This window comes from Streptomyces sp. NPDC006384, assembly GCF_042870695.1.
Classification (GTDB): domain Bacteria; phylum Actinomycetota; class Actinomycetes; order Streptomycetales; family Streptomycetaceae; genus Streptomyces.
Genome location: NZ_JBIAHR010000007.1, coordinates 54,510 through 77,233 on the forward strand (window position 1 = coordinate 54,510; position 22,724 = coordinate 77,233).

A 22,724-nucleotide genomic window follows, 5' to 3' on the forward strand; every position below is an offset into this window, starting at 1 on the left:
CCGCGCCCCCCCCCCCCCCCCCCCCCCCCCCCGCCGCCCCCCCGCCCCGCCCCCCCCCCCCCCGCCCGGCGGCCGCCCCCCCCCCCCCCCCCCCCCCCCCCCCCCCCCCCCCCCCCCCCGCCCGGCGCCCGCGCCCCCCCCCCCCCCCCCCCCCCCCCCCCCCCCCCCCACCCCTGTGGTGTACCGCCGGTAGCCGGCCGTGGACACGGCCTGGAACCGATTTCTGTCAAGGTCTTGACGTCACTGGGCGATTCAGCGGAGCTTGGAGTTCATAACTTGTACAAGGCCCGGTCGCCCCAGGGTGACGTGGGCCAGGGATGAGGGTGAGAGTCAATGGAGACTCCGGGTTCGCAGTCGTCGCTGCACCGAGCCAACCTGGAAAGGGTCGTACGAGCGGTACGGCTCGCAGGGTCGCTCACGCAGGCGGAGATCGCGAGGACGACGGGTCTGTCGGCGGCGACGGTCTCCAACATCGTCCGGGAACTGAAGGAGGGCGGGACCGTCGAGGTCACGCCCACCTCGGCCGGCGGCCGCCGCGCGCGCAGCGTCTCCCTGAGCGGGGACGCCGGCATCGTCATCGGCGTCGACTTCGGGCACACGCACCTGCGCGTCGCGGTCGGGAACCTCGCCCACCAGGTGCTGGCCGAGGAGTCCGAGCCGCTCGACGTCGACGCGTCCTCGGCCCAGGGCTTCGACCGGGCGGAACAGCTGGTCAACCGGCTGATCGCGGCCACCGGCGTCGACCGCTCCAAGATCGCCGGCGTGGGTCTCGGCGTGCCGGGCCCGATCGACGTGGAGTCCGGGACGCTGGGCTCGACCGCCATCCTGCCCGGCTGGGGCGGCACCAGGCCCGCCGAGGAGCTGCGGGGGCGGCTCGGCGTGCCCGTGCACGTGGACAACGACGCCAACCTCGGCGCCCTCGGCGAGCTGGTCTGGGGCAGCGGCCGGGGGGTGCGCGACCTGGCGTACATCAAGGTCGCCAGCGGTGTCGGAGCCGGCCTGGTGATCAGCGGCAGGATCTACCGCGGACCCGGCGGTACGGCGGGTGAGATCGGACACATCACCCTCGACGAGGCCGGCCCCGTCTGCCGCTGCGGCAACCGCGGGTGCCTGGAGACCTTCGCCTCCGCCCGCTACGTGCTCCCGCTGCTCCAGCCGAGCCACGGCACCGACCTGACCATGGAGGGTGTCGTACGGCTGGCACGGGACGGAGACCCGGGCTGCCGCCGGGTGATCGCCGACGTCGGCCGCCACATCGGCAGCGGCGTCGCCCACCTCTGCAACCTGCTCAACCCCAGCCGCGTGGTCCTCGGCGGCGATCTCGCCGAGGCGGGCGAGCTGGTGCTCGGCCCCATAAGGGAGTCCGTCGGCCGCTACGCCATCCCCAGCGCGGCGCGTCAGCTCTCCGTGCTCCCCGGTGCCCTGGGAGGCCGTGCGGAGGTCCTCGGAGCGCTCGCCCTCGCCCTGAACGAGATGGGCGATTCGACACTCTTGGACGGAAGTGTGAACGGGTCTCTGTCCATGGCCGCTCCTGCCTTCACTTAGAGAACGGATGGCACCGTTGCCATCTCGTTAAGGATTTACTTCTTGACGTCGCACGTGTGGCCGAGTTGACTTCCAGCCACCTCGGCCGCAACGACGCGGCCACGTCAGGGAGGTTTCTGAAGTGAACACGCGTATGCGTCGTGCCGCCGTCGCCGTCGCCGCCACCGCGATGGCCGTCTCGCTCGCCGCTTGCGGCAGCGCCAAGGAGGCCGGCGACAAGGCCGACTCGTCCGAGCCCGCCGCCGAGAAGGGCGACGCGATCAAGATCGGTCTGCTCCTTCCGGAGAACCAGAACGCGCGGTACGAGAAGTTCGACAAGCCCTTGATCGAGAAGAAGGTCAAGGAGCTCACGGACAACAAGGGCGAGGTCGTCTACGCCAACGCCAAGCAGGACCCCACCCTGCAGGCGCAGCAGGTCGACACGATGGTGACCAACAAGGTCGACGTGCTGATCCTGGACGCGGTGGACTCCAAGGCCATCGCCGGCTCGGTCAAGAAGGCCAAGGACCAGGGCATCAAGGTCGTCGCCTACGACCGCCTCGCCGAGGGCCCGATCGACGCCTACACCTCGTTCGACAACGTGACCGTCGGCAAGACCCAGGGCGAGGCCCTGCTGAAGGCGCTGGGCGACAAGGCCAAGGACGGCCAGATCGTCATGATGAACGGCTCCTCCACCGACCCGAACGCCAAGCAGTTCAAGGAGGGCGCCCACTCCGTCCTCGACGGCAAGGTGAACATCGGCCGCGAGTACGACACCAAGGAGTGGAAGCCGGAGAACGCCAACGCCAACATGGAGGGCGCCATCTCCGCCCTCGGCAAGGACAAGATCATCGGCGTCTACTCCGCCAACGACGGCATGGCGGGCGGCATCATCACCGCCCTGAAGGCCGCCGGCATCGGCAACATCCCGGTCACCGGCCAGGACGCCGAACTCGCGGGCGTGCAGCGCATCCTCACCGGCGAGCAGTACATGAGCGTCTACAAGTCCTACCCGCAGGAGGCCACGGTCGCCGCCGAGATGGCCGTCGCCCTCGCCCAGGGCAAGAGCCTGGACTCCATCGCCAAGGACAAGGTCGACAGCGCGACCACCAAGGGCGTCCCGTCCGTCCTCGTCCCGGTCGTCTCGCTGACCAAGGACAACATCAAGGACACGGTCGTGAAGGAAGGCTTCTACACGATCGACGAGATCTGCGCCGGCAAGTACAAGGCCGCCTGCGACAAGGCCGGCCTGAAGTAGGCAGCCCCCGCTCCCGTACCGCCGCACGCGCGTACGGGACCGGCTGCACGCAGCGTCCTCCGGCGCACCGCACCATCAGCCCCGCAGGCCACGCGGGGCGCCGGACGGAACACCCCCCAAACTTCTGCACAACCTCCCGCCGGGTCAGGCGGCGAAGGAGATGGTTCACGTGTCCGCTACGCCCGTGCTGGCGTTGCGCGGGGTCTCCAAGCGATTCGGTGCCGTCCAGGCGCTCACCGATGTAGAGCTCGAGATCCACGCCGGTGAAGTGGTCGCCCTGGTCGGCGACAACGGTGCCGGAAAGTCCACGCTGGTCAAGACGATCGCCGGCGTGCACCCCATCGACGAGGGCGTCATCGAGTGGGACGGCAGGGCCGTCACCATCAACAAGCCGAACGACGCCCAGAACCTCGGCATCGCGACGGTCTACCAGGACCTCGCGCTGTGCGACAACATCGACGTCGTCGGCAACCTCTACCTCGGCCGGGAGATCCGCAAGCGCGGCGTCCTGGACGAGGTGGAGATGGAGCGCCGCTCCCGCGAACTGCTGGACACGCTGTCCATCCGCATCCCCAGCGTCCGCATCCCGATCGCCTCGCTCTCCGGCGGTCAGCGCCAGGTCGTGGCGATCGCCCGCTCCATGCTCGGCGACCCCAAGCTGGTCATCCTCGACGAGCCCACCGCCGCCCTCGGCGTCGAGCAGACCGCGCAGGTCCTCGACCTCGTGGAGCGGCTGCGCGAGCGCGGTCACGCCGTCATCCTCATCAGCCACAACATGGCCGACGTCAAGGCGGTCGCCGACAAGGTCGCCGTCCTGCGCCTCGGCCGCAACAACGGCGTCTTCGAGGTCAAGTCGACCTCGCAGGAAGAGATCATCTCCGCCATCACGGGCGCCACGGACAACGCCGTCACCCGTCGTGCGGCGCGCACCCACGGGGAGACGAAGAAGTGAGCATCGACAAGACCTCCACCCCCGCCGGGAACGACGCGGCCGGGAACGCGGCCGGGAACCCGGAGGCCGCGGCCGCCGCGGTCCCCACCGTGGACCCGCGCCTGCTGGTGCGCGAGCAGGGACTCGCGGGCTACGTCGGCGAGTTCAAGCGGAAGATGAAGGCGGGCGACCTCGGCTCCCTCCCGGTCGTCGTCGGCCTGCTGATCATCTGGGCCATCTTCACCAGCCTGAACTCCAACTTCCTCACCGCCGGCAACTTCTCCGACATGTCGGTCGCCATGGTCGGCACCGGCATGATCGCCGTCGGCATCGTCTTCGTGCTGCTGCTCGGCGAGATCGACCTGTCGGTCGGCTCGGTCAGCGGTGTCGCGGGCGCCGCCTTCGCGGTGCTCAGCGTCACGCACGGGATGAACGAGATACTCGCCCTGGTGCTGGCCGTCCTCACCGGCACCGTGGCCGGCGCCCTCCACGGCTTCGTCTTCGCGAAGATCGGTGTCCCGGCCTTCGCCGTGACCCTGGCCGGCCTGCTGTTCTGGCAGGGCTTCATGCTGCAGATCCTCGGCAGCAACGGCACCATCAACCTGCCCGCCGACGGCGTGGTCGCCAAGCTGACCAGCTACTACTTCAGCGACGTGGCCGCCGCCTACGGCCTGGCGGTCGTCGTGACCGCGGGATACTTCCTCACCGCGTTCTTCGACAACCGCCGCCGTGCGGCCGCCGGGGTGCCGTCCCGGCCGCTGAACGAGATCATCGTGCGCACGGTGCTGCTCGCCGTGCTGGCCTTCGCCGTGGCGATCGTCTTCAACCAGTACAAGGGCCTGCCCCTGGCCGTGGTGATCTTCCTGGCGTTCCTGGCGCTCACCGACTTCGTGCTGCGCCGCACCGCCTACGGCCGCAAGGTCTACGCGCTCGGCGGCAGCGTCGAGGCGTCCCGCCGGGCCGGTATCAACGTGGACCTGGTCCGCATCTCGGTCTTCGCGATCGCCGGCACCTTCGCGGCGATCGGCGGTCTCTTCGTCGCCTCGAAGATCGCCTCCGCCAACCAGGGCGCGGGCACCGGTGAGTTCCTGATGAACGTCATCGCCGCCGCCGTGATCGGCGGCACGTCCCTCTTCGGCGGCCGCGGCCGCACCTGGGACGCGCTGCTCGGCGTCATGGTCATCATCTCGATCCAGTACGGCCTCGCCCTGCAGGGCATCGCCTCGCCGGTCCAGTACATGATCACCGGTGGCGTCCTGCTGGCGACCGTCGTCATCGACGCGGTCACCCGCAGGACACAGAAGACGGCCGGCCGCGCCTAGCGCGCACCGACGGCCGACGACGGTCCGCCCGCCCCGCCCATCCGAGCCATGGGCGGGGCGGGCGGACCGCTGCGTGGGGTAGAACACGCCGATGCCGGGTACGGCCGAACGCGTGACGCACGACGCACAACCCGGACACGTTCCGCCGGAGCGGAACATTAGACTCGACGAGCCCGGCAACAGCTCTACTGCAAGGAGGCACGGGTGCCGCTGCTGACCCGCATCACGGGACCGCGCGATCTGGACCGGCTCAGCCTGGAAGAGCTGGACCGGCTGGCAGAGGAGATCCGGACCTTCCTCGTCGACGCGGTCTCCAAGACCGGCGGCCACCTCGGCCCCAACCTCGGCGTGGTGGAACTGACCCTCGCCCTGCACCGCGTCTTCGACTCCCCGACCGACAAGGTCCTGTGGGACACCGGCCACCAGTCCTACGTGCACAAGCTGCTCACCGGACGCCAGGACTTCTCCCGGCTGAAGATGAAGGGCGGCCTGTCCGGCTACCCCTCGCAGGCCGAGTCCGAGCACGACGTCATCGAGAACAGCCACGCCTCCACCGTCCTCGGCTGGGCCGACGGCATCGCCAAGGCCAACCAGGTCCTCGGCCGCGACGACCGGCACGTCGTCGCGGTCATCGGCGACGGCGCGCTGACCGGCGGCATGGCCTGGGAGGCGCTGAACAACATCGCCGCCGCCAAGGACCGCCCCCTCGTCATCGTCGTCAACGACAACGAGCGCTCCTACGCTCCCACCATCGGCGGCCTCGCCAACCACCTGGCGACCCTGCGCACCACCGACGGCTACGAGCGTTTCCTGGCCCGCACCAAGGAGGTCCTGGAGCGCACCCCGGTCGTCGGCCGCCCGCTCTACGACACCCTGCACGGCGCCAAGAAGGGCCTGAAGGACTTCATCGCCCCGCAGGGCATGTTCGAGGACCTCGGCCTCAAGTACGTCGGTCCCATCGACGGCCACGACATCGAGGCCCTGGAGTCCGCTCTCACCCGTGCCAAGCGCTTCGGCGGTCCGGTCATCGTGCACTGCCTCACCGAGAAGGGCCGCGGCTACCAGCCCGCCCTCGCCGACGAGGCCGACCGCTTCCACGCCGTCGGCAAGATCCACCCCGACACCGGCCTGCCCATCTCCACCTCCGGTGCCGACTGGACGTCCGTCTTCGGCGACGAGATGGTCAAGCTCGGCGAGGAGCGCGAGGACATCGTCGCCATCACCGCGGCCATGCTCCAGCCGGTCGGCCTCGACAAGTTCGCCAAGGCCTTCCCGGACCGCGTCTACGACGTCGGCATCGCCGAGCAGCACGGCGCCGTCTCCGCCGCAGGCCTCGCCCACGGCGGCGTCCACCCGGTCTTCGCCGTGTACGCCACCTTCCTCAACCGCGCCTTCGACCAGGTCCTGATGGACGTGGCCCTGCACAAGTGCGGCGTGACCTTCGTGCTGGACCGCGCCGGCGTCACCGGCACCGACGGCGCCTCCCACAACGGCATGTGGGACATGTCGATCCTCCAGGTCGTCCCCGGCCTGCGGCTCGCCGCCCCGCGCGACGCCGACCAGGTCCGCGCCCAGCTGCGCGAGGCCGTCGAGGTGGACGACGCGCCGACCGTGGTCCGCTTCTCCAAGGGCGCCGTCGGCCCCGCCGTACCGGCCGTCGGCCGCGTCGGCGGCATGGACGTGCTGCGCGCCCCCGGCACCGAGACCCCCGACGTCCTGCTGGTCTCCGTCGGCGCCCTCGCCCCGATGTGCCTGGAGGTCGCCGACCTGCTGACCCGGCAGGGCATCACCACCACCGTCGTCGACCCGCGCTGGGTCAAGCCCGTCGACGAGGCCATGGCCCCGCTCGCCGAGCGCCACCGCGTGGTCGTCACCGTCGAGGACAACTCCCGCGTCGGCGGCGTCGGCTCCGCCGTCGCCCAGGCCCTGCGCGACGCGGGCGTCGACGTACCGCTGCGCGACTTCGGCATCCCGCCGCGCTTCCTCGACCACGCCTCCCGCGCCGAGGTGCTCGCCGAGATCGGACTCACCGCGCCGGACATCGCCCGCCAGGTCACCGGCCTGGTCGCCAAGCTCGACGGCCGCTACGAGCGCACGGGCTCCGACGTGGACCCGGTGGAGGCCGCGCGCGACTGACGCAGGGCCGGATGGGCAGGTTCTCCACTCGTTGCAGTGGCGAAACCTGCCCATCCGCGTGAATCCGCTCACGCCCGGGCATACGCACTACGCCCCCTCACGATCATGTCGAGGCCGACAAGCGTCGGAGGTACCCGTGAGCAGCAGTATCTTCAGGACAAAGAACATCGAGCAGTCCATCCAGGACACGGAGGAACCGGAGCACGCGCTCAAGAAATCCCTGTCCGCGCTGGACCTGACGGTCTTCGGCGTCGGTGTCATCATCGGCACCGGCATCTTCGTGCTGACCGGCACGGTCGCCAAGAACAACGCCGGGCCCTCCGTGGCCCTGGCCTTCGTCGTCGCCGGCGTCGTGTGCGCGCTCGCCGCGCTCTGCTATGCGGAGTTCGCCTCCACCGTGCCGGTGGCCGGCTCCGCGTACACCTTCTCCTACGCCTCCCTCGGTGAACTGCCCGCCTGGATCATCGGCTGGGACCTGGTCCTGGAGTTCGCGCTCGGCACGGCGGTGGTCGCCGTCGGCTGGTCGGGCTACATCCGTTCGTTCATGGAGAACGCCGGCTGGAACTTCCCCGAGGCCCTCGGCGGCCGGGACGGGGCCGACGGCTTCGGCTTCGACATCCTCGCCGCCGCCCTGGTGCTGGTGCTCACCGGCATCCTCGTCCTCGGCATGAAGCTGTCGGCCCGCATCACCACCCTCGTCGTCGCCGTCAAGGTGACCGTCGTCCTCATCGTGATCATCGTGGGCGCCTTTTTCGTCAAGGGATCCAACTACGACCCGTTCGTGCCGAAGGCCCAGCCGGTGGAGGCCGGGGGCGGTCTGCACTCACCACTGATCCAGCTGCTGTTCGGATGGGCCCCGTCAAACTTCGGCGTGATGGGCATCTTCACCGCCGCGTCGGTCGTCTTCTTCGCCTTCATCGGCTTCGACATCGTCGCCACGGCCGCCGAGGAGACCAGGAACCCGCAGCGCGACATGCCCCGCGGCATCCTCGGCTCCCTGCTCATCTGCACCGCCCTGTACGTCGCCGTGTCGGTCGTCGTCACCGGCATGCAGCACTACACGAAGCTGTCCGTCGACGCCCCGCTCGCCGACGCGTTCAAATCCACCGGGCACCCCTTCTTCGCCGGCGTGATCAGCTTCGGCGCCGCCGTCGGCCTGACCACGGTCTGCATGATCCTGCTGCTCGGGCAGACCCGGGTGTTCTTCGCCATGAGCCGCGACGGGCTGCTGCCCCGCTTCTTCTCCCACGTCCACCCCAAGTACCGCACCCCGTACCGGCCGACGATCCTGCTCGGCGTGATCATCGCGATCGTCGCGGGCTTCACCAGCCTGAGCGAGCTGGCCGAGCTGGTGAACATCGGCACCCTGTTCGCCTTCGTCGTCGTCGCGATCAGCGTGATCATCCTGCGCCGCACCCGCCCCGACCTGCCGCGCGCGTTCCGCACCCCGCTGGTCCCGCTGCTGCCGATCGTGTCGGTGGCCGCCTCGCTGTGGCTGATGCTGAACCTGCCGGCCGAGACCTGGGTCCGGTTCGGCATCTGGATGGCGATCGGCTTCGCCCTCTACTTCCTCTACGGCCGCTCCCACAGCGGCCTGGCCCGGGGCAAGGAGGCTCCCGCCGGCACCCCGGCCGGGCCGACCGGCGGCGACACCCCGTAGCAGGCGCCACGCGCGCCGCCCGGCCCCGTACGCCCCCTTCGCCGGGGGCCGCGGGGCCGGGCGGCGTACGGTCCCGCCGCCTCCGCCCCGCGTGACGCCGTGCCCGGCCCGGCCGTATGCCGGGGCACCGCGCTGCAGCGGGGCCGGACCAGGAACGGGGCCGCCGGGACGGGGCCGCCTGCCGCGCCCCTCAGACCGGCCTGACCGACCGGGGGCCCGCCACCTCCGCTCCCCGCTCCGTCACCCGGCGGCGCAGCTCGCGGTCCGCCGTCACCACCAGGACGGGACGGCCACCGGCCCCGGCGACCAGCTCCACGATGTGGTCGTCCCCGCTGCCCGGCGCGGTCTCCACCCGTACACCGGGCACGGAGTCCACCCCGCGGGCCGCGCCCTCGACCACGAGCACGATCTCCACCGGCCCGGCTCTCCCCGGCACGCCGTCCGCCGCCAGCCGGTCGCGCAACCGCTCCGCGGCACCCCGCCGGTCCCGCCACCATCCGTCGGGCACGGACCCCACGACGTTCGCACCGTCGACGATCACGAGGAGGGGTGCGCTGCCGTCCAGGGGGCTGGGGTCGTCCAGGTGGCCGGGGCCGTTCATGGAGCCGGGGTCGTTCATGGGGCCAGGGTCGCACGCGGCCCCACCCGGCCGGAGCGGCCCGGCGGACCACGTCATAAAATGATCAGGTGAATGGCGAGTGGCTCATACGTGGCAGGGACGGCCGGCTCAGTGTCTACCTGGCCGCCCAGGACGCTGTCCTGTGCCGTGCGGAGCAGGTGCCCGGCGGGGCCTGGGACGTCCCGCGCAGGACGGGCGGGGAGCAGCGGCTGCACCCGGGCCTGGCGGTCGGTCAGGGGAGCGACTCCTACGCGCACCTGGTCGCCTGGCGGCCCACGACGCCCGGCGAGTCCGGACTGGTGCACTCCACCCATTTCCGGCCGTTGCTGGCCGCCCTGGACTGGGAGCCCGTCGGCCACCCGAACGGCAAGGGGGACCGCACCGGCAAGCCCGCCGTCGCGGTCGACGGCCAGGGCCGCGCGCATGTCTTCGTGCGCAACGGCGGTGGCGGACTCAGCATGCGGGCCCAGAAGCAGAAGGGCGGCTGGGGCCCGTGGCGCGACCTCAAGGGCGCCCAGATCCAGGACTCGCCCGTCGCGGTGGCGGGCAGGGCCGGCCACATCGAGGCGTACGCGTCCCGCCCCGGAAGGATCATGTACTGGCGCCAGGACGAACCCGGGGCCGATCCCCGGATGGCGGACACGGCGGACACCGAGGTCCGCCCGGGCACCCTGCGCGCCCTGGCCACCTCCGACGAGAACACCACGCTCTTCTTCACCGACACGTCCGGCACGCTGTGCGCCTGGCGCCCCGGCGCCGACCCGGTGCCCCTGCTCCCCGCGGCGGGCCCCGGCCCGGTCGCGGCCGTCCGCTGCGAACTCGACGGCCGGGACTGCACGCTGCTGGCCCAGCGCTCGTCCTCCGGCCGGGCCGCCTTCGCGGCGTATCCCGCCGAGCAGGAGACGGCGGGCGCCTGGTGGACCGAGTCCGGGCCGCAGCTGCCCGCCGACGCCGAGATCTCCCTCGCCCCGGACGCCGGGGGCCGGGTGGTCGCGGCGAGCCTGTCCCCGTCGACCGGACAACTGCTGCTGGCGCGGCAGACGGAGGAGGCAGGTCTGGCGCTGGGGGCGTGGCAGGAGGTGTGAGGGATCCCGCGGCGCGGCCCGGAGGCACTCGGCACGTGGTCCGCGCGGCTCGACTCGCCGGGCCGTGGTGCGGGAGTTCCGCAGAGCCTGTCAGTTCCCGGCACTCTCAGGTCCTGTCAGGTCCTGTGTCCTCACGGCGCGTCAGGCCGCGCTCCCCACGGTGAGTCAGGCCCCGCACCCCGCGGCGAGTCAGGAGCCGCCGCCCGCAGGGGACTTCTTGGCCGACTCCGGGATCTCCTGGTCGCTGCGGATCGCCTTCCACAGGGTCGACGCCTGCGGCTCCGCGGCCACGACCCGGTTCTTGTCGATCTTGTCGTACGCCACCGGCAGCATGATCGTCTCCATGGAGGCCGGGTCGACGCCGTTCAGGCTGCGGCCGAAGTCCGCGAGGGCGGTGAGCGAGGCCAGCTCGGAGTCGGTGGTGAGGGCCGCGGTGAGCGTGTCGGCGATCTTGTACGACTTGGCCGGGCTGCCCAGCAGGTCCTGCTTCTTGACCTCGCTCAGCAGGGCCATCATGAACTCCTGCTGCAGGCCGATGCGTCCGAGGTCGCTGCCGTCGCCGACGCCGTGGCGGGTCCGGACGAACTGGAGGGACTCCGTCCCGTTCAGCCGGTGCGTGCCGGCGGTCAGGTCGAGCCCGCTCGAGGGGTCCTTGATGGCCTGGTCGAGGGTGATGGTGACCCCGCCTATCGCGTCCACCAGGTCCTTGAAGCCGGCGAAGTCGATCTCGACGTAGTGGTCCATGCGGACCCCGGACATCTTCTCCACCGTCTTGACCACGCAGGCCGGTCCGGCTTGCGAGTAGACGGAGTTGAACATCACGCGCTCGGCCGAAGCCAGCTCGGAGCCGTCCGCCTTGGTGCACTCGGGACGCGTCACCAGGGTGTCGCGCGGGATGCTGACGGCGACGGCCTCGGTGCGGCCCTCGGGGATGTGCATCACCAGCGCGGTGTCGGACCGGGCTCCGGAGACCTGGCCGGTCTTCAGCTCGGCGTTGTCGCCCGCGCGCGAGTCGGAGCCGAGGATCAGGATGTTCTGCCCGGAGGTGGGCAGCTTCTCCGGCCGGTCCTTTCCGATGGCGTCGTTGATGTCGACGCCCTTGATGTTGCCGTTGAGGTCGGAGTAGAGCCAGTAGGCGGTACCGGCTCCGGCGGCGACGAGCACGGTCAGCGAGAGCAGGATCCACCGGCCGGTGCGCCGCCGTCGGCGGGGTGCCTCCCGCCGGCGGGATCGGTGCGATCTGCTCGGGCGGGCGTCGACTGGGGTCGTCATCGGGGCGGTGTCCTCGTCTTTTCTTGCCAGGTCTGCTCGTGCTGCGTACGGTCGGCCCCTGTGCCGAGGCCGTGGCGTGTTCGGGTGATCGGGGAGACCGGCGACCGGCTTCGGGCGTTGTACGACAGTGACTCACCTCACAACAGTGGCCAGAGGAAGTTCTGGTGACACGGTGTGAGGGAGAGGCGTTGCGTGCATGCGGTGTCGGCGTACCGACCCCTGGGGGCACGGGGAGTGTATGCAGTGTGCATATCATGTGATGATTTCAGTCCCGCGTCCAGATCGGGTGAGTTCTCCAGGGAGTCCGTCATGGTGATGCGGGACCGGTCCGCACGTGCCCTGCGGCGCCGCCGTTCCGGTGAGGCCGTCCCCGCCGGGCCGCGGCCGTCGGCGAGCGGTACCGCCGCGGGTTCCTGGCTGGTGCGCGGCAAGGACGGCCGGCTCACCGCGTACCTCCCCGGCGACGGCGGCCTCTTGCGCTGGACCGAGACCAGGCCGGGCGGTCCCGGCTGGTCCGGTCCCGATTTCTTCCCCGTGCCGGACCTGACCCACTTGAGTGTGGCTCAGGGCGCCGACTCCTACGTGCACTTCCTCGGGCGTCGTGAACGGCGGCGTGACGGCGGAGCCGTCGAGGTCGACGTCGTGCACGCGATCCAGTACCAGACCGGGCGGCCGGTCACGGAATGGCGTTCCCTGGGAAATCCGCACCGGGAGCCGGACCGGGCGGTGCGTCTCGGAGCGCCGAGGGCCGCGGTCGACGTGACGGGGACCGTCCACGTCTTCGCGCGCAACGCGGGCGGCGGGCTGATGATGCGCCGCGAGGACAGAAGCGGCAGGTGGGAACCCTGGGCCGACCTGAGGGGGTCCGGCCTCCTGGACGGCCTCGCCACCGCCGCCGCCTCCACGGGGCGGGTCGAGGTCTTCGCCCCGGCCGGCGGCGCGGCGCTGCACTGGGTCCAGTCGGAGCCGGGCGCCGTTCCGCAGCGCTCCCACGACGTGCGGCCGGGCCCGCTGCCCGGGTCGGTCGCCGCACTGGAGACCGCTCCCGGCCGGCTCACCTGGTTCTGGACGGACGCGGCCGGCGCGGGCCTGGTGTGCCGGCGGCTCGGCGGCTGGTCCGTCCCGCTGGGCGGCGCGCCCGGGGACGGGGCCAACGCGGTACTGCGCGCAGCCCTCGACGGGTACGACTGCACGGTGATCGCGCACCGCGGTGCGGCCGGAAACGTGCTGGTCGGTGTCTGCGGTACCGAGGGGGAGTCGTCCGGCCTGTGGTGGGCGGACACCGGGCAGCCGTGCGCGGGCGACCCGGCCCTGGCGCTGGACGCGAGGGGCCGGGTGGTGCTGGCCGCGTTGGCGTCCGACGGGTCGCTGCGCGTGGCGCGGCAGGAGCCCGGGCCGGGACTGGTCTTCGCGGACTGGACGTGGGTCTGACGGAGCGGTCGCGCACGCGGATCGCGCGGTTCCCGGAATGGTTGCCCGGATGTGGCATGTATGACAGACGTTTTCCGAAAACCGCTTACTTCTGGACACTTAGAGGTTGTGATGTAAACATTCTGTCTGGTCGGTGAGCGCCAGATGAATCTCGACTGTGGTTCAGGTGAAGGGGGAGGGTGGCGCGGGCCGGTTCCGGAACGGCTGCGCATGGGGGTGTGTGTGCCGACCAGGGTGGGGATTTTCAGTTGCCGGAGCCGTCGCTCCGGCCTTGATGCGGATGGTGCGGAAGTCTGGTGAGCCTCAACAATCCCGAGGCGAGCGCGCTCGTATCGACATATCGATCTTTGGTGCCGGCGGGGGCGCGGCGCAGGATCGTGCGGCGGGTTCCGGGAGTCCTGCGCACCTCGGTGAAGCGCTCACTCGCCTCCGCCGACGCCGTGCGGTCCGCGATGGTCGTCCGGGCCCTGGGCGGGCACCGGAAGCCGGGCAAGCACACGTCCGACCTGCCGGTGCGGGTCGTCCGCGTGGCCGGCAGGCATCTGCGCGCCGTCGAGGTGCCCGGAGCCACCGCCTGGGCCGCGCGCGCCCGCAACCTCCACATACTCGTCTCCCTGCTGGAGGAGGCGGGGATCGACCACTTCTGCGTCCGCGGCACCGGGTCCCCGGTGCCGTGCGTGGCCGTCCCCGAAGGGTGGCGCTCCGACGTCGAGGAGCTGCTGCAGCTCGCCTGCGCCCACACCCCCGGTTACCTCGGGGCCGACGCCCGGGGACAGGTGCGTCCCGGCGCCGCCCCCGCTGCATGGCGCGCCCTGCGCGGCGAGCGGGTGCTGAGGGTGACCTGGGTCGTGTGCGACCCCACCGGGAACCTGGTCTTCGGCCCCGAGTACGGCTGCGACATCGAGTTCTGGGCTGAGCGGGACGGCCGCCTGGCCGCGCCCCGGCCGAACAAGGTCGTGACCGAGATCCCGGTGGACGCGGGCCGCTGCTGGGCCGAGCAGAGCCGGTTCAGTCCCGTGCCGGCCGCCTACACCACCGGTCGCACCCGCACTCTTCCGGAGTTCGCCGCCGCACTGCCCGACGACCACCTCTTCCCGATCGACGTCGTCTACACCTGGGTGGACGACTCCGATCCGGTGTGGCGGGCGAGCAAGGACGCCGTACGCGGCCGGCTCACCGGCGCACCGGGCGGCGGCCTGCACGAACAGGCGGCCAACGACGCCCGCTACACCAGTCGTGACGAGCTGCGGTACTCGCTGCGCTCGATCCACCAGTACGCCCCGTGGGTGCGCAACATCTTCCTCGTCACCGCCGGTCAGGTGCCGTCCTGGCTCAACACCGACTTCCCCGGCCTCCGGGTGGTCGACCACCGCGAGATCTTCTCCGACCCCGGCGCGCTGCCGACGTTCAACTCCCACGCGATCGAGAGTCAGCTGCACCACATCCCCGAACTCGCGGAACACTTCCTCTACCTGAACGACGACGTCTTCTTCGGCCGTCCCGTGCAGCCGGGGCTGTTCTTCCACGCCAACGGACTGACCAAGTTCTTCCAGTCCAAGGCGCTGATCCCGTCGGGCCGGGCGAGCACCGAGGACCTGCCCGTCAACGCGGCCGGCAAGAACAGCCGCGGCCTGATCGCGCAGCAGTTCGGCACCGTCATCTCCCAGAAGATGAAGCACACCCCGCACGCCCTGCGGCGCAGTGTGCTCGCGGAGATCGAACAGGTCTACGCGAAGGCGCACTGGGTGACCCAGCACTCCAGGTTCCGGTCGCCCAACGACGTACCCATCACCTCCTCGCTGCACCACTACTACGCCTACCAGTCCGCCCGCGCGACGGCCGGCGACATCCGCTACGTCTACATCGACCTCGCCGACGACCTGGCGCAGCGCCGGCTGAACAACCTCCTGGCCCGGCGCAACTTCGACACCTTCTGCATGAACGACACCGTCACCGCCGCCGACCCGGCGGCCCAGGCCCGGATGGTCGCCGACTTCCTGGAGGCCTACCTTCCGGTGCCCAGTCCCTTCGAGACCGCTTCCGGTATCGTCGCGCCGCGCCGGCCCGCCGAGCCGGCCGATCGCCAGGCCGAACTGGGGTACGCCGGCATATGAGCCCCAGAACCAGGAGTTCCGTCACGGCAGGTGGCGGGACCGGCCGACGACGCTCCGGGCCGCGTGCCCGCGCCGCAGGGCTGCGCAACCGCCTCATGCAGCGCTTCTTCCTCCCCCTGCGCAAGGACCGCACCGTTCAGCTCCGCTACGCCGCCATCCTCGACGGCCAGACCGTCAACCTGCACGGCAGGCTGCCGGCTTCCGCGCGGCTGCCCGAGCGGGCCGAGGTGGTGCTGCGCCGCGGACGCCGGCACTTCACGGCCGAGGCCCACGTCTACGAAGGCCCCGACGGTGAACTCCTCGTCGATGCCGCCGTCCTGCTCGGCGCGGACATCGGTGGCGTACCCGTGGACAGCGGGCGCTGGCGGCTGCGCCTGCGCCTGGGGTCGGGGCGCCGCTCGCGCGTCCTCTCCTTCCTGCTGCTCCAGCCGCCGGTGCCGTACGAGGGGCCGACCAAGCCCATGACCATCTCGCCGGTGACCGGCGAACGCCACCGGATCGGCCGCTCCTTCCGGGGCAGCGCGCGCGTCATCAGCACCGGCGCCCGTCCCTCCGTCGAGGTGACCAAGGTCCATCTGACGCACGCCGGTGTCACCGTCGACGTCCGGCTCCTGGGCGTCCGGGTCGAGGAGCCGTGGGCCGAGTTCGTCGCCTCCGGACGCCGGATAGAACAGCCCGTCACCGCGCTGACGGAGGACGTTTTCCGGGTGGAGGTACCACTGGACCGGATGCCCCCGCGCGGCAGCCGGCCCGAGCACTGGGACGTCGTCCTGCACGACCGCACCGGGCGGTCGCTGCGCCCGGGACGCCGGCTGCACGACGTACGCAACCCCCTGCGCGTCTTCGCCATGCGCAGCCTTGCGATCACCCCGCAGGGCCTTCCCCCCATGATCGTCCAACCGCGCTACACCCCCGCAGGAAATCTCCGGGTCACCTGCACGCGCATGCCCGAGGCAGGCTGAACCGACCGATGAAGATCACTTTCCTGCTGACCACGGCCGACGCGGTCGGCGGCACCGAACGGGCGGTGTTCAACCAGGCGTCCGAACTGGCCGCCCGCCACGACGTGCGGGTGCTCAGCGTCTTCAAGAGCAAGACCGAACAGTTCTTCACCCCGCACGAACGGGTCCGGGTCGACTACCTGATCGACCTGACCTACGCCGCCCCCCGCCCCCTGCGCGCCGCCGGCATCGACGACTCGGTGTGGCCCGCTCTGGCCGCACAGCCCAGCCAGATCGTCGACCGGTCCTGGGAATCGGCCTTCAACCGGCTCTCCGACCTGGAACTCGAAATCGCCCTCCAGGACACGGACACCGACGTCCTGGTCACCACCACCCCGGCCCTGATGGCGCTGGCCGTCCAGCTGGCACCGGCGCACGTCATCACGGTCCACCAGGAACACCGGGTCTCCGAACTGCGCGGCACCAGCGGGGAACCGCTGCGCCGGTACGCGGCCCGGCTGGACGCGCTGGCCGTGCTCAGCGAACGCACCCGGGACTGGTTCGCCGAGACCCTCGGTGACGCCGCGCCCCGTCTCGAAGTCGTCCCCAACGCCCTGCCCAGCGGCTTCCGGCCCCGCTCCACCCTGCAGACCCGCACCGTGGTCATCGCCGGGCGGCTCGTCGCCGAGAAGCAGATCGACCACGCCGTGACCGCCTGGGCCACCGTCGCCCGCCACCACCCCGACTGGCAGCTGCGGATCTTCGGCGACGGACCGCTCAGCGGCGCCCTGCGCCGGCAGATCGACATGCTCGGACTGCACGACTGCGTCCAGCTCAACGGCAACTCCAGGCACCTGGCGGAGGAGTGGGCCAAGGCCAGCATCGCCACCCTCACCTCGCGCAACGAGGCGTTCGGCCTGGTGCTCGCCGAGGCGCACGCGGCCGGCGTGCCGGTGGTCTCCTACGACTCGCCCAACGGGCCCCGCGAAGTGGTCATCGACGGGCAGACCGGCATCCTCGTCCCGCCCGGTGACACCGACGCCCTCGCGTCGGCCCTGATGCACCTGATCCAGGACACCCACCTGCGGCAGCGGATGGGCGCCGCGGCCCTCGCGTCCGTCAACCGCTTCTCGCCCGGCGTGGTGACCGCCGCCTGGGAGCGGATCTTCCACGAACTGGTCGCCGAACGCGACAGCGGCCGCCGCACCGCGGCCAAGGCCGCGCGTCAGGCCATGCACGCCTACTACAGCGACGCCGATGGCATCGTCCCCGCCGCCGCGCCGGCACCCGCCACCACCGTGCGCACCTCGGACCAGCGGGCTCTGGAACAGCAGCTGCTCAAGCAGCGCGGGCTGGTGAAGTCCGGCGGACAGGTCTGCCGCCTGCTGGACTGGGAGTCCCCGTGGGACATCGTCCAGCGCAACCTGTCCCTGGTGGCGGACGCTCTCGAGGGCGCCGACATCCCCTACCTGGTCGTGCGCGACAACCTCGTGAGGCACACCGTGGCGGTGCACGCCGTGTACCGCGAGGCGGTGTTCAAGGCACTGTCCGACCGGTTCGCGCGGGAGGCGGTGTACGCCGCCGTACTGAACGAGGGGCAGCAGACGGTGGCCACCGTCCTGGCCGGCCTCGTGGCGCCGTACGCCGGCACCCCCTCCTCCGGAGTGCGGGTGTACCAGACCGTCGTCTCCCACTCGAACATCCTGCGCCTCGGGGCCGTCTACGGATGCACGGTCTCCTTCTGGGACGTCGACCCCGACGACGAGACCCAGTCCCATCTCAAGGCACCCGCCCGCACCCTGATCGGCGACCGGGTCCCCAGCAAGGCCCTCTACCGGGCCCCCCTCGTGCTCGGCAACCGTCAGTACCCGACGATCAGCGCCTTCCAGCAGGTGCTGCACGGAGACATCCCCTTCCCCGTGGACGCCGTCTACACGTGGGTGAACGGTGCCGACGTCGCATGGCTGGAACGCAAGAACGCCGTACTGGCCGCCATGGGCATGGAGACCGAGGACGCGGCGACCAGCGCGGCACGCTTCCGGGACCGGGACGAACTGCGGTACTCGCTGCGCTCCATCGACATGTACGCCCCCTGGATCCGCAACATCTACCTCGTCACCGACCAGCAGGTGCCGCACTGGCTGGACCTGTCCCACCCGCGGGTGCGGGTCGTGGACCACACGGAGATCTTCGGCAACCGTGGTGCGCTGCCCACCTACAACTCGCACGCCATCGAGAGCCAGCTGCACCACATCGACGGACTGGCCGAGCACTTCCTGTACTTCAACGACGACGTCTTCGTCGGACGGACGCTGACGCCCGGCATGTTCTTCCTCGGCAACGGTCAGGCCAAGCACTTCATGTCGCCCACCGCCGTGCCGATGGCCCCGCCCTCCTACGAGGACGAGTTCAACATCAGTGCCGCCAAGAACAACCGGACGCTGATCGAGCAGTCCTTCGGGCAGACGCTCGTGCACTCCTTCCTGCACGCTCCGCACCCGCTGCGGCGCAGCGTCCTGGCCGACATCGAGCAGCACTACCAGCACGCCGTGGCGACCACCGCGCACAACCGGCTGCGCAGCCACAGCGACGTCTCGGTGGCCTCCTCCCTGCACCACTACTTCGGCTTCCACACCCTGCGCAGCGTCCCCGGCAGCATCTCCTGCGGCTTCGTCAACGTCGGCCTGAGCGACCACGCCTCCCGCCTCAACCGCATCCTCAGCGTGCGTCCGCACGACGTGTTCTGCCTGAACGACTACCACGACGGAGACGTCCCCGAGGACGAGCAGGACGCCATTCTCTCCGCGTTCCTGCCCAGCTACTTCCCGGTGCCGAGCCAGTTCGAGACCGGCTCGCAGCGCAACCAGCTCGCCCACGCGGGCCGGTTGCCCGGCTGGCCGCTGTGACGCGGACAGCCGGGGACCCGCACCGGCGTCCGCACGCCCGTCCGCACCCGAGGGGAAACCGTCATGCACTCCGCTGAAGGCACCACGTCGCACGCATCACTGGTCCAGGTCCTCGCGCACCCGGACGACGACCTGTACTTCATCAACCCCGACCTGCAGCGCGCGCTGGAGGCGGGCCACCAGGTCACCAGCGTCTACCTGACGGCGGCGGAGGCCGACGGACGCAACATCGACACCCGCGATCCCCACCGGCTGGAGAGCCCGCCGGACTACGAGGGGTACGCGGAAGCACGGCAGCACGGGCTGCGCGCCGCCTACGCCGTCATGGTGACGGGCAAGCGCGACAGCGAGTGGGCCCGCGACGTCGTCTCCTTCTCCACCGGTGTGATCGCGGAGCGCTCCACCTTGCTGGCCGCGCCCCACGTGCAGCTGTTCTTCTTCGGACTGCGTATGGCCGACCCCGACCACGGTTTCCCCGCCGATGTGCCACCGGCCCGGCTGGCCACGCTGTGGACCGGCCAGGCGGTCGTCCAGCCCACCCTGATCGCCGCCGAGTCACCGCTGCGCACGCCCCAGGAGATCGGCCGGGACACACTGCTGCGCTCGCTGGCCGAGTTGCTCCACTACACACGGCCCACCCAGTTCTGGACCATGGACCCGGACCCGTGGCACACCGCCTGGGACGAGCAGCGCGGCCCCACCTCCAGCGACCACCAGGACCACACCGCGACGGCACAGTTCGCGCTGGCCGCCCTGGAGCAGTACGTCTCCGAGGGAGGCGTGCCCCCGCTCGTGGATCACTGCGTCGGCTACGGCAACAAGCTGTGGCCCAGCAACCTCACGGAACACGCCTGGGACGAGAAGAAGCGTGTCATCGAGGTGTACACGTCCGCCGACGGTCACGACTGCCACCACCGCTACTGCGGTGACAGGCAGTTGTCGGACGGCTCCGACATCCGCCGCTACGGCTGGAGCACCCGGCCCCGGTACGAGGGCGGTACCGACTGGCTCCACCTGCAGGCCGACGGCCGGCTCGCCGCCTACGCGGTGCTCGGCGGGAGACTGGCGGTCTGGACCGAGAACGAACCCGGCGGCGGGTGGGGCCGCCCGGCCCTCCTGCCCGGCACCGGGCTGACCCCGGCGCTGTCCGTGGCCCCGGACCGTACCGGCGGGGTGCACCTGGTCGGCATGCGCCGTACCTCCGGACCGGACGGCCGGGTGGATGTGGAGGCCGTGCGGATGTGGCGGCAGGCGCACACCGGCTCGGCGACCCCCTGGGAGAGCGTCGGCAACCCCAACGAGCGTTCCCAGGACTGGCGTCGCTGCCGGGAGGTCGGTGTTCCGGAGGCGGTGGTCGACCCCTCGGGCCGGCTGCACGTGTTCCTGCGCAATTTCGGGTCCGGTGTCAGCGCCCGCCGGGAGACCGGTGAGGGCTGGGGTGCCTGGGAGGATCTGGGCGGTCGGGGCATGCAGGACTGCCTGACCGCCGTGCTGAAGTCCACCGGACGCATCCAGCTGTTCGCCGCCAACCGCACCGGCGGCGTGCACTGGTACCAGGACGACGTCTACGGCCCTTACAAGCTGCAGGACGGTGTGACCGCGGCCGACCAGGACGCCTGGCGGCCTGTCGGCGGCCTGACCCCGCTGCAGATCGGCCGCTCCCGGATGGCGGTGTTCTACCGCGAGGAGGAGTCCGGCGAGGTGCTGTGCGTACGGCAGCGGCCGGACGGACGGTGGAACGAGCGCGTCGAACGGCTCGGCGGGCACGGGGGAACCGGCCGTGTCGCGGCGCTGCGGCAGCTCACCGACCGGCGCGACTCCGTCGTCCTCGCCCGCCGCGACGCGCGCAACCGCCTCAGCGTCGCCGTCTTCGACACCGCTGACCGGACGCCGGCACCGGAGTGGGTCGAGTACGACGTCCTCGCGGCCCGGCCGCCGGCCCTCGCCCTGGACCAGGCGGGCCGTGTCGTGGTGGCGGTGCTGGGCACGGACTCCCGGCTGAGGGTGATGCGGCAGAACGCACCGGACGTCACCAGCGGTTTCGGACCCATGACCGTGGTGTGATCCGGTCCCCGCCGACCGGGAGGAGTGAGGAAGACATGAAGAAGTTCTGCATCATCGGCAACTCGGTGGCCGCGTCGCGTACCGCGGAGGAAGCGCCGCTGGCGGGCTGGGGACAGTACCTCGGCGAGTTCCTGAACGGGGGGTACGAAGTACGCAACTACGCCCGTGACGCGATGACGCTGCGCGGCTACTACACCGAGCGGTTCGCCACCCTCCTCACCACGCTCGCCCCCGGCGACCTGGTGCTCGTCGCCTTCGGCACCGTCGAGCAGCGCATCAATCAGCTCAACCGCTACCACGGACCGCGCGAGTACAGGGAGTACCTGCGCCTGTACACCGACGCGATCCGCGCGGAGGGCGCCGTCCCGGTCCTGGTCACCCCGGCCGCCCGCTGCGCCTTCGACGAGGCGGGGAACGTACTCGACACCCACGACGGTTACCCGGAACTCACCCGGCAGGCCGCCGCGGAGACCGGCACCCCCCTGCTCGACATGACCGTCTTCACGACGGCCATGCTCGCCGAGCTCGGCCCCACACGGGCCCGCCGCCTCTACCGCTGGCTGGACCCGGGGGAGCACCCGAACCACCCGGAAGGCATCGTCGACGCCAGTCACTTCAACGAGGAGGGAGCCCGCGAGGTGGCCCGCCGGCTCGCGATGTGCCTCCTCGACACGGCGGAACTGCCCCGGGACCTGGTCGACTCGCAGAGTCTGGCGCCGGGCACGATGCCGTCGGTGCTCGCCGAGTTCACCGTGAGCAACCCCGAACTCGCCCTCACCATGGCACCGAGCGTGCCGGAAGCGCCCGTCTTCGCCTCGCCCGCCCCCGGCGAACTCGTCGGCGCCGCCCGCAGGATGACCGGGAAGGCACCCGCCGGTACCGATTACGTGCTCTTCTACGAACAGGGCAGGTACCTCGGGGGCACCACCGTCTCCGCCTCCGGCGGGTGGCAGTGGCGCCGGGTGGTGAACTGGCCGGCCGGTCCGCACACCGTCGAGGTGCTCGGCGTCATGGCGAACAACGTCTCGCAACGGTCGGTGACGGACTTCCACGTCCTCGACCGCCTCGACCCGCCCGAGGTGATCGGCCCGCGTCCGAACGCCTGGTGCGGTCCGCGCCCCCGTTTCTCCGGCAAGGCGTCCAGGGGAACGGAGAAGGTCATGGTTCTGGAGCAGGGCAGGCTGATCGCCGAGGCCCCGGTCCAGGAGGACGGCACCTGGCGGGTCACGCACGCCCACGACTGGCGGCCCGGCACCTACGAGGTCGAGTTCGTCGCGGTGTTCAGCGCCATCCGCTCGGCGTCCGTCTCCCTGACGCTGCGTGTCCACGGCATCCCCGAGGACAACTGGCTGCACACGTCGCTGGCGTCCCGTGAATCCTGCTCCGGTGCCTGCGACCACTATCCGGCGATGCCCGCCTGGTGACGCCGAAGAGGGCCCCCGCACCCCGCGGAGGCCCTCC

15 protein-coding genes are annotated in these 22,724 nt (G+C 71.2%); 13 read left to right on the forward strand and 2 right to left on the reverse strand.

The annotated features are described in order from the left end of the window. Positions 1 to 333: 333 nt before the first annotated feature. The 6 genes from ACFYOJ_RS11105 (at position 334) to ACFYOJ_RS11130 (ending at position 8,831) form a co-directional block, all read left to right on the forward strand. A complete protein-coding gene (locus ACFYOJ_RS11105) occupies positions 334 to 1,545 on the forward strand; it encodes an ROK family transcriptional regulator (protein WP_356551624.1) in 1,212 nt (403 codons plus the stop codon). Between the two features lie 133 nt (positions 1,546 to 1,678). After that, positions 1,679 to 2,782, forward strand: a complete 1,104-nt coding sequence (locus ACFYOJ_RS11110; protein ID WP_356551895.1) for a sugar ABC transporter substrate-binding protein — start codon at positions 1,679 to 1,681, stop codon at positions 2,780 to 2,782. 160 nt (positions 2,783 to 2,942) lie between these two features. Further along, complete coding sequence (locus ACFYOJ_RS11115) at positions 2,943 to 3,734, forward strand: ATP-binding cassette domain-containing protein (RefSeq protein WP_356551626.1); 792 nt, start codon at positions 2,943 to 2,945, stop codon at positions 3,732 to 3,734. Beyond that, on the forward strand, positions 3,731 to 5,035 hold the full coding sequence (locus ACFYOJ_RS11120; protein ID WP_356551628.1) for a sugar ABC transporter permease: 1,305 nt from the start codon (positions 3,731 to 3,733) through the stop codon (positions 5,033 to 5,035). Before ACFYOJ_RS11115 ends, ACFYOJ_RS11120 begins: the two co-directional genes overlap by 4 nt. A 204-nt stretch (positions 5,036 to 5,239) precedes the next feature. Beyond that, positions 5,240 to 7,171 carry a 1-deoxy-D-xylulose-5-phosphate synthase gene (gene dxs, locus ACFYOJ_RS11125; protein ID WP_356551630.1) on the forward strand — a complete coding sequence of 644 codons (1,932 nt, stop codon included), beginning with the start codon at positions 5,240 to 5,242 and terminating at the stop codon, positions 7,169 to 7,171. Positions 7,172 to 7,307: 136 nt separating this feature from the next. Continuing rightward, positions 7,308 to 8,831 carry an amino acid permease gene (locus ACFYOJ_RS11130; RefSeq protein WP_356551632.1) on the forward strand — a complete coding sequence of 508 codons (1,524 nt, stop codon included), beginning with the start codon at positions 7,308 to 7,310 and terminating at the stop codon, positions 8,829 to 8,831. Positions 8,832 to 9,021: 190 nt separating this feature from the next. On the opposite strand, the gene ACFYOJ_RS11135 is transcribed toward ACFYOJ_RS11130, so the two are convergent. Beyond that, positions 9,022 to 9,432, reverse strand: coding sequence for an NTP pyrophosphohydrolase (locus ACFYOJ_RS11135; RefSeq protein ID WP_388596726.1), 411 nt, complete (start codon positions 9,430 to 9,432; stop codon positions 9,022 to 9,024). 86 nt (positions 9,433 to 9,518) lie between these two features. On the opposite strand from ACFYOJ_RS11135, the gene ACFYOJ_RS11140 reads away from it, so the two are divergent. Continuing rightward, entirely contained in the window at positions 9,519 to 10,535 is a 1,017-nt protein-coding gene (locus tag ACFYOJ_RS11140) for a hypothetical protein (protein WP_356551634.1), read from the forward strand. Between the two features lie 189 nt (positions 10,536 to 10,724). Here the strand turns inward: ACFYOJ_RS11140 and ACFYOJ_RS11145 are convergent, their stop codons facing one another. Further along, entirely contained in the window at positions 10,725 to 11,807 is a 1,083-nt protein-coding gene (locus ACFYOJ_RS11145) for an LCP family protein (RefSeq protein WP_356551635.1), read from the reverse strand. 315 nt (positions 11,808 to 12,122) lie between these two features. Here ACFYOJ_RS11145 and ACFYOJ_RS11150 point away from each other — a divergent pair, with 315 nt between their 5' ends. The 6 genes from ACFYOJ_RS11150 (at position 12,123) to ACFYOJ_RS11175 (ending at position 22,687) form a co-directional block, all read left to right on the forward strand. Further along, the gene (locus ACFYOJ_RS11150; protein ID WP_356551899.1) at positions 12,123 to 13,238 is read left to right on the forward strand and encodes a hypothetical protein; all 1,116 of its coding nucleotides are present in this window, start codon (positions 12,123 to 12,125) and stop codon (positions 13,236 to 13,238) included. Between the two features lie 293 nt (positions 13,239 to 13,531). Then, positions 13,532 to 15,352: a stealth family protein gene (locus ACFYOJ_RS11155; protein WP_356551900.1), complete on the forward strand. Its 1,821-nt coding sequence runs from the start codon at positions 13,532 to 13,534 to the stop codon at positions 15,350 to 15,352. A 95-nt stretch (positions 15,353 to 15,447) separates the two neighbouring features. Beyond that, positions 15,448 to 16,314, forward strand: coding sequence for a hypothetical protein (locus ACFYOJ_RS11160; protein WP_356551636.1), 867 nt, complete (start codon positions 15,448 to 15,450; stop codon positions 16,312 to 16,314). 8 nt (positions 16,315 to 16,322) lie between these two features. Then, positions 16,323 to 19,199, forward strand: a complete 2,877-nt coding sequence (locus tag ACFYOJ_RS11165) for a stealth conserved region 3 domain-containing protein (protein WP_356551638.1) — start codon at positions 16,323 to 16,325, stop codon at positions 19,197 to 19,199. A gap of 63 nt (positions 19,200 to 19,262) precedes the next feature. Continuing rightward, the gene (locus ACFYOJ_RS11170; RefSeq protein WP_356551640.1) at positions 19,263 to 21,263 is read left to right on the forward strand and encodes a PIG-L family deacetylase; all 2,001 of its coding nucleotides are present in this window, start codon (positions 19,263 to 19,265) and stop codon (positions 21,261 to 21,263) included. 35 nt (positions 21,264 to 21,298) lie between these two features. Then, on the forward strand, positions 21,299 to 22,687 hold the full coding sequence (locus ACFYOJ_RS11175) for a GDSL-type esterase/lipase family protein (protein WP_356551642.1): 1,389 nt from the start codon (positions 21,299 to 21,301) through the stop codon (positions 22,685 to 22,687). The last annotated feature ends 37 nt before the right edge of the window (positions 22,688 to 22,724 follow it).

Excerpts from the sequence above, each read along its gene's own strand:
- ACFYOJ_RS11105 (WP_356551624.1), top strand. The coding sequence starts at position 334 with ATGGAGACTCCGGGTTCGCAGTCGTCGCTGCACCGAGCCAACCTGGAA.
- ACFYOJ_RS11110 (WP_356551895.1), top strand. The coding sequence starts at position 1,679 with ATGCGTCGTGCCGCCGTCGCCGTCGCCGCCACCGCGATGGCCGTCTCG.
- ACFYOJ_RS11115 (WP_356551626.1), top strand. The coding sequence starts at position 2,943 with ATGGTTCACGTGTCCGCTACGCCCGTGCTGGCGTTGCGCGGGGTCTCC.
- ACFYOJ_RS11135 (WP_388596726.1), bottom strand. The coding sequence starts at position 9,432 with ATGAACGGCCCCGGCCACCTGGACGACCCCAGCCCCCTGGACGGCAGC.
- ACFYOJ_RS11145 (WP_356551635.1), bottom strand. The coding sequence starts at position 11,807 with ATGACGACCCCAGTCGACGCCCGCCCGAGCAGATCGCACCGATCCCGC.
- ACFYOJ_RS11150 (WP_356551899.1), top strand. The coding sequence starts at position 12,123 with ATGCGGGACCGGTCCGCACGTGCCCTGCGGCGCCGCCGTTCCGGTGAG.
- ACFYOJ_RS11160 (WP_356551636.1), top strand. The coding sequence starts at position 15,448 with ATGCAGCGCTTCTTCCTCCCCCTGCGCAAGGACCGCACCGTTCAGCTC.
- ACFYOJ_RS11165 (WP_356551638.1), top strand. The coding sequence starts at position 16,323 with ATGAAGATCACTTTCCTGCTGACCACGGCCGACGCGGTCGGCGGCACC.
- ACFYOJ_RS11170 (WP_356551640.1), top strand. The coding sequence starts at position 19,263 with ATGCACTCCGCTGAAGGCACCACGTCGCACGCATCACTGGTCCAGGTC.
- ACFYOJ_RS11175 (WP_356551642.1), top strand. The coding sequence starts at position 21,299 with ATGAAGAAGTTCTGCATCATCGGCAACTCGGTGGCCGCGTCGCGTACC.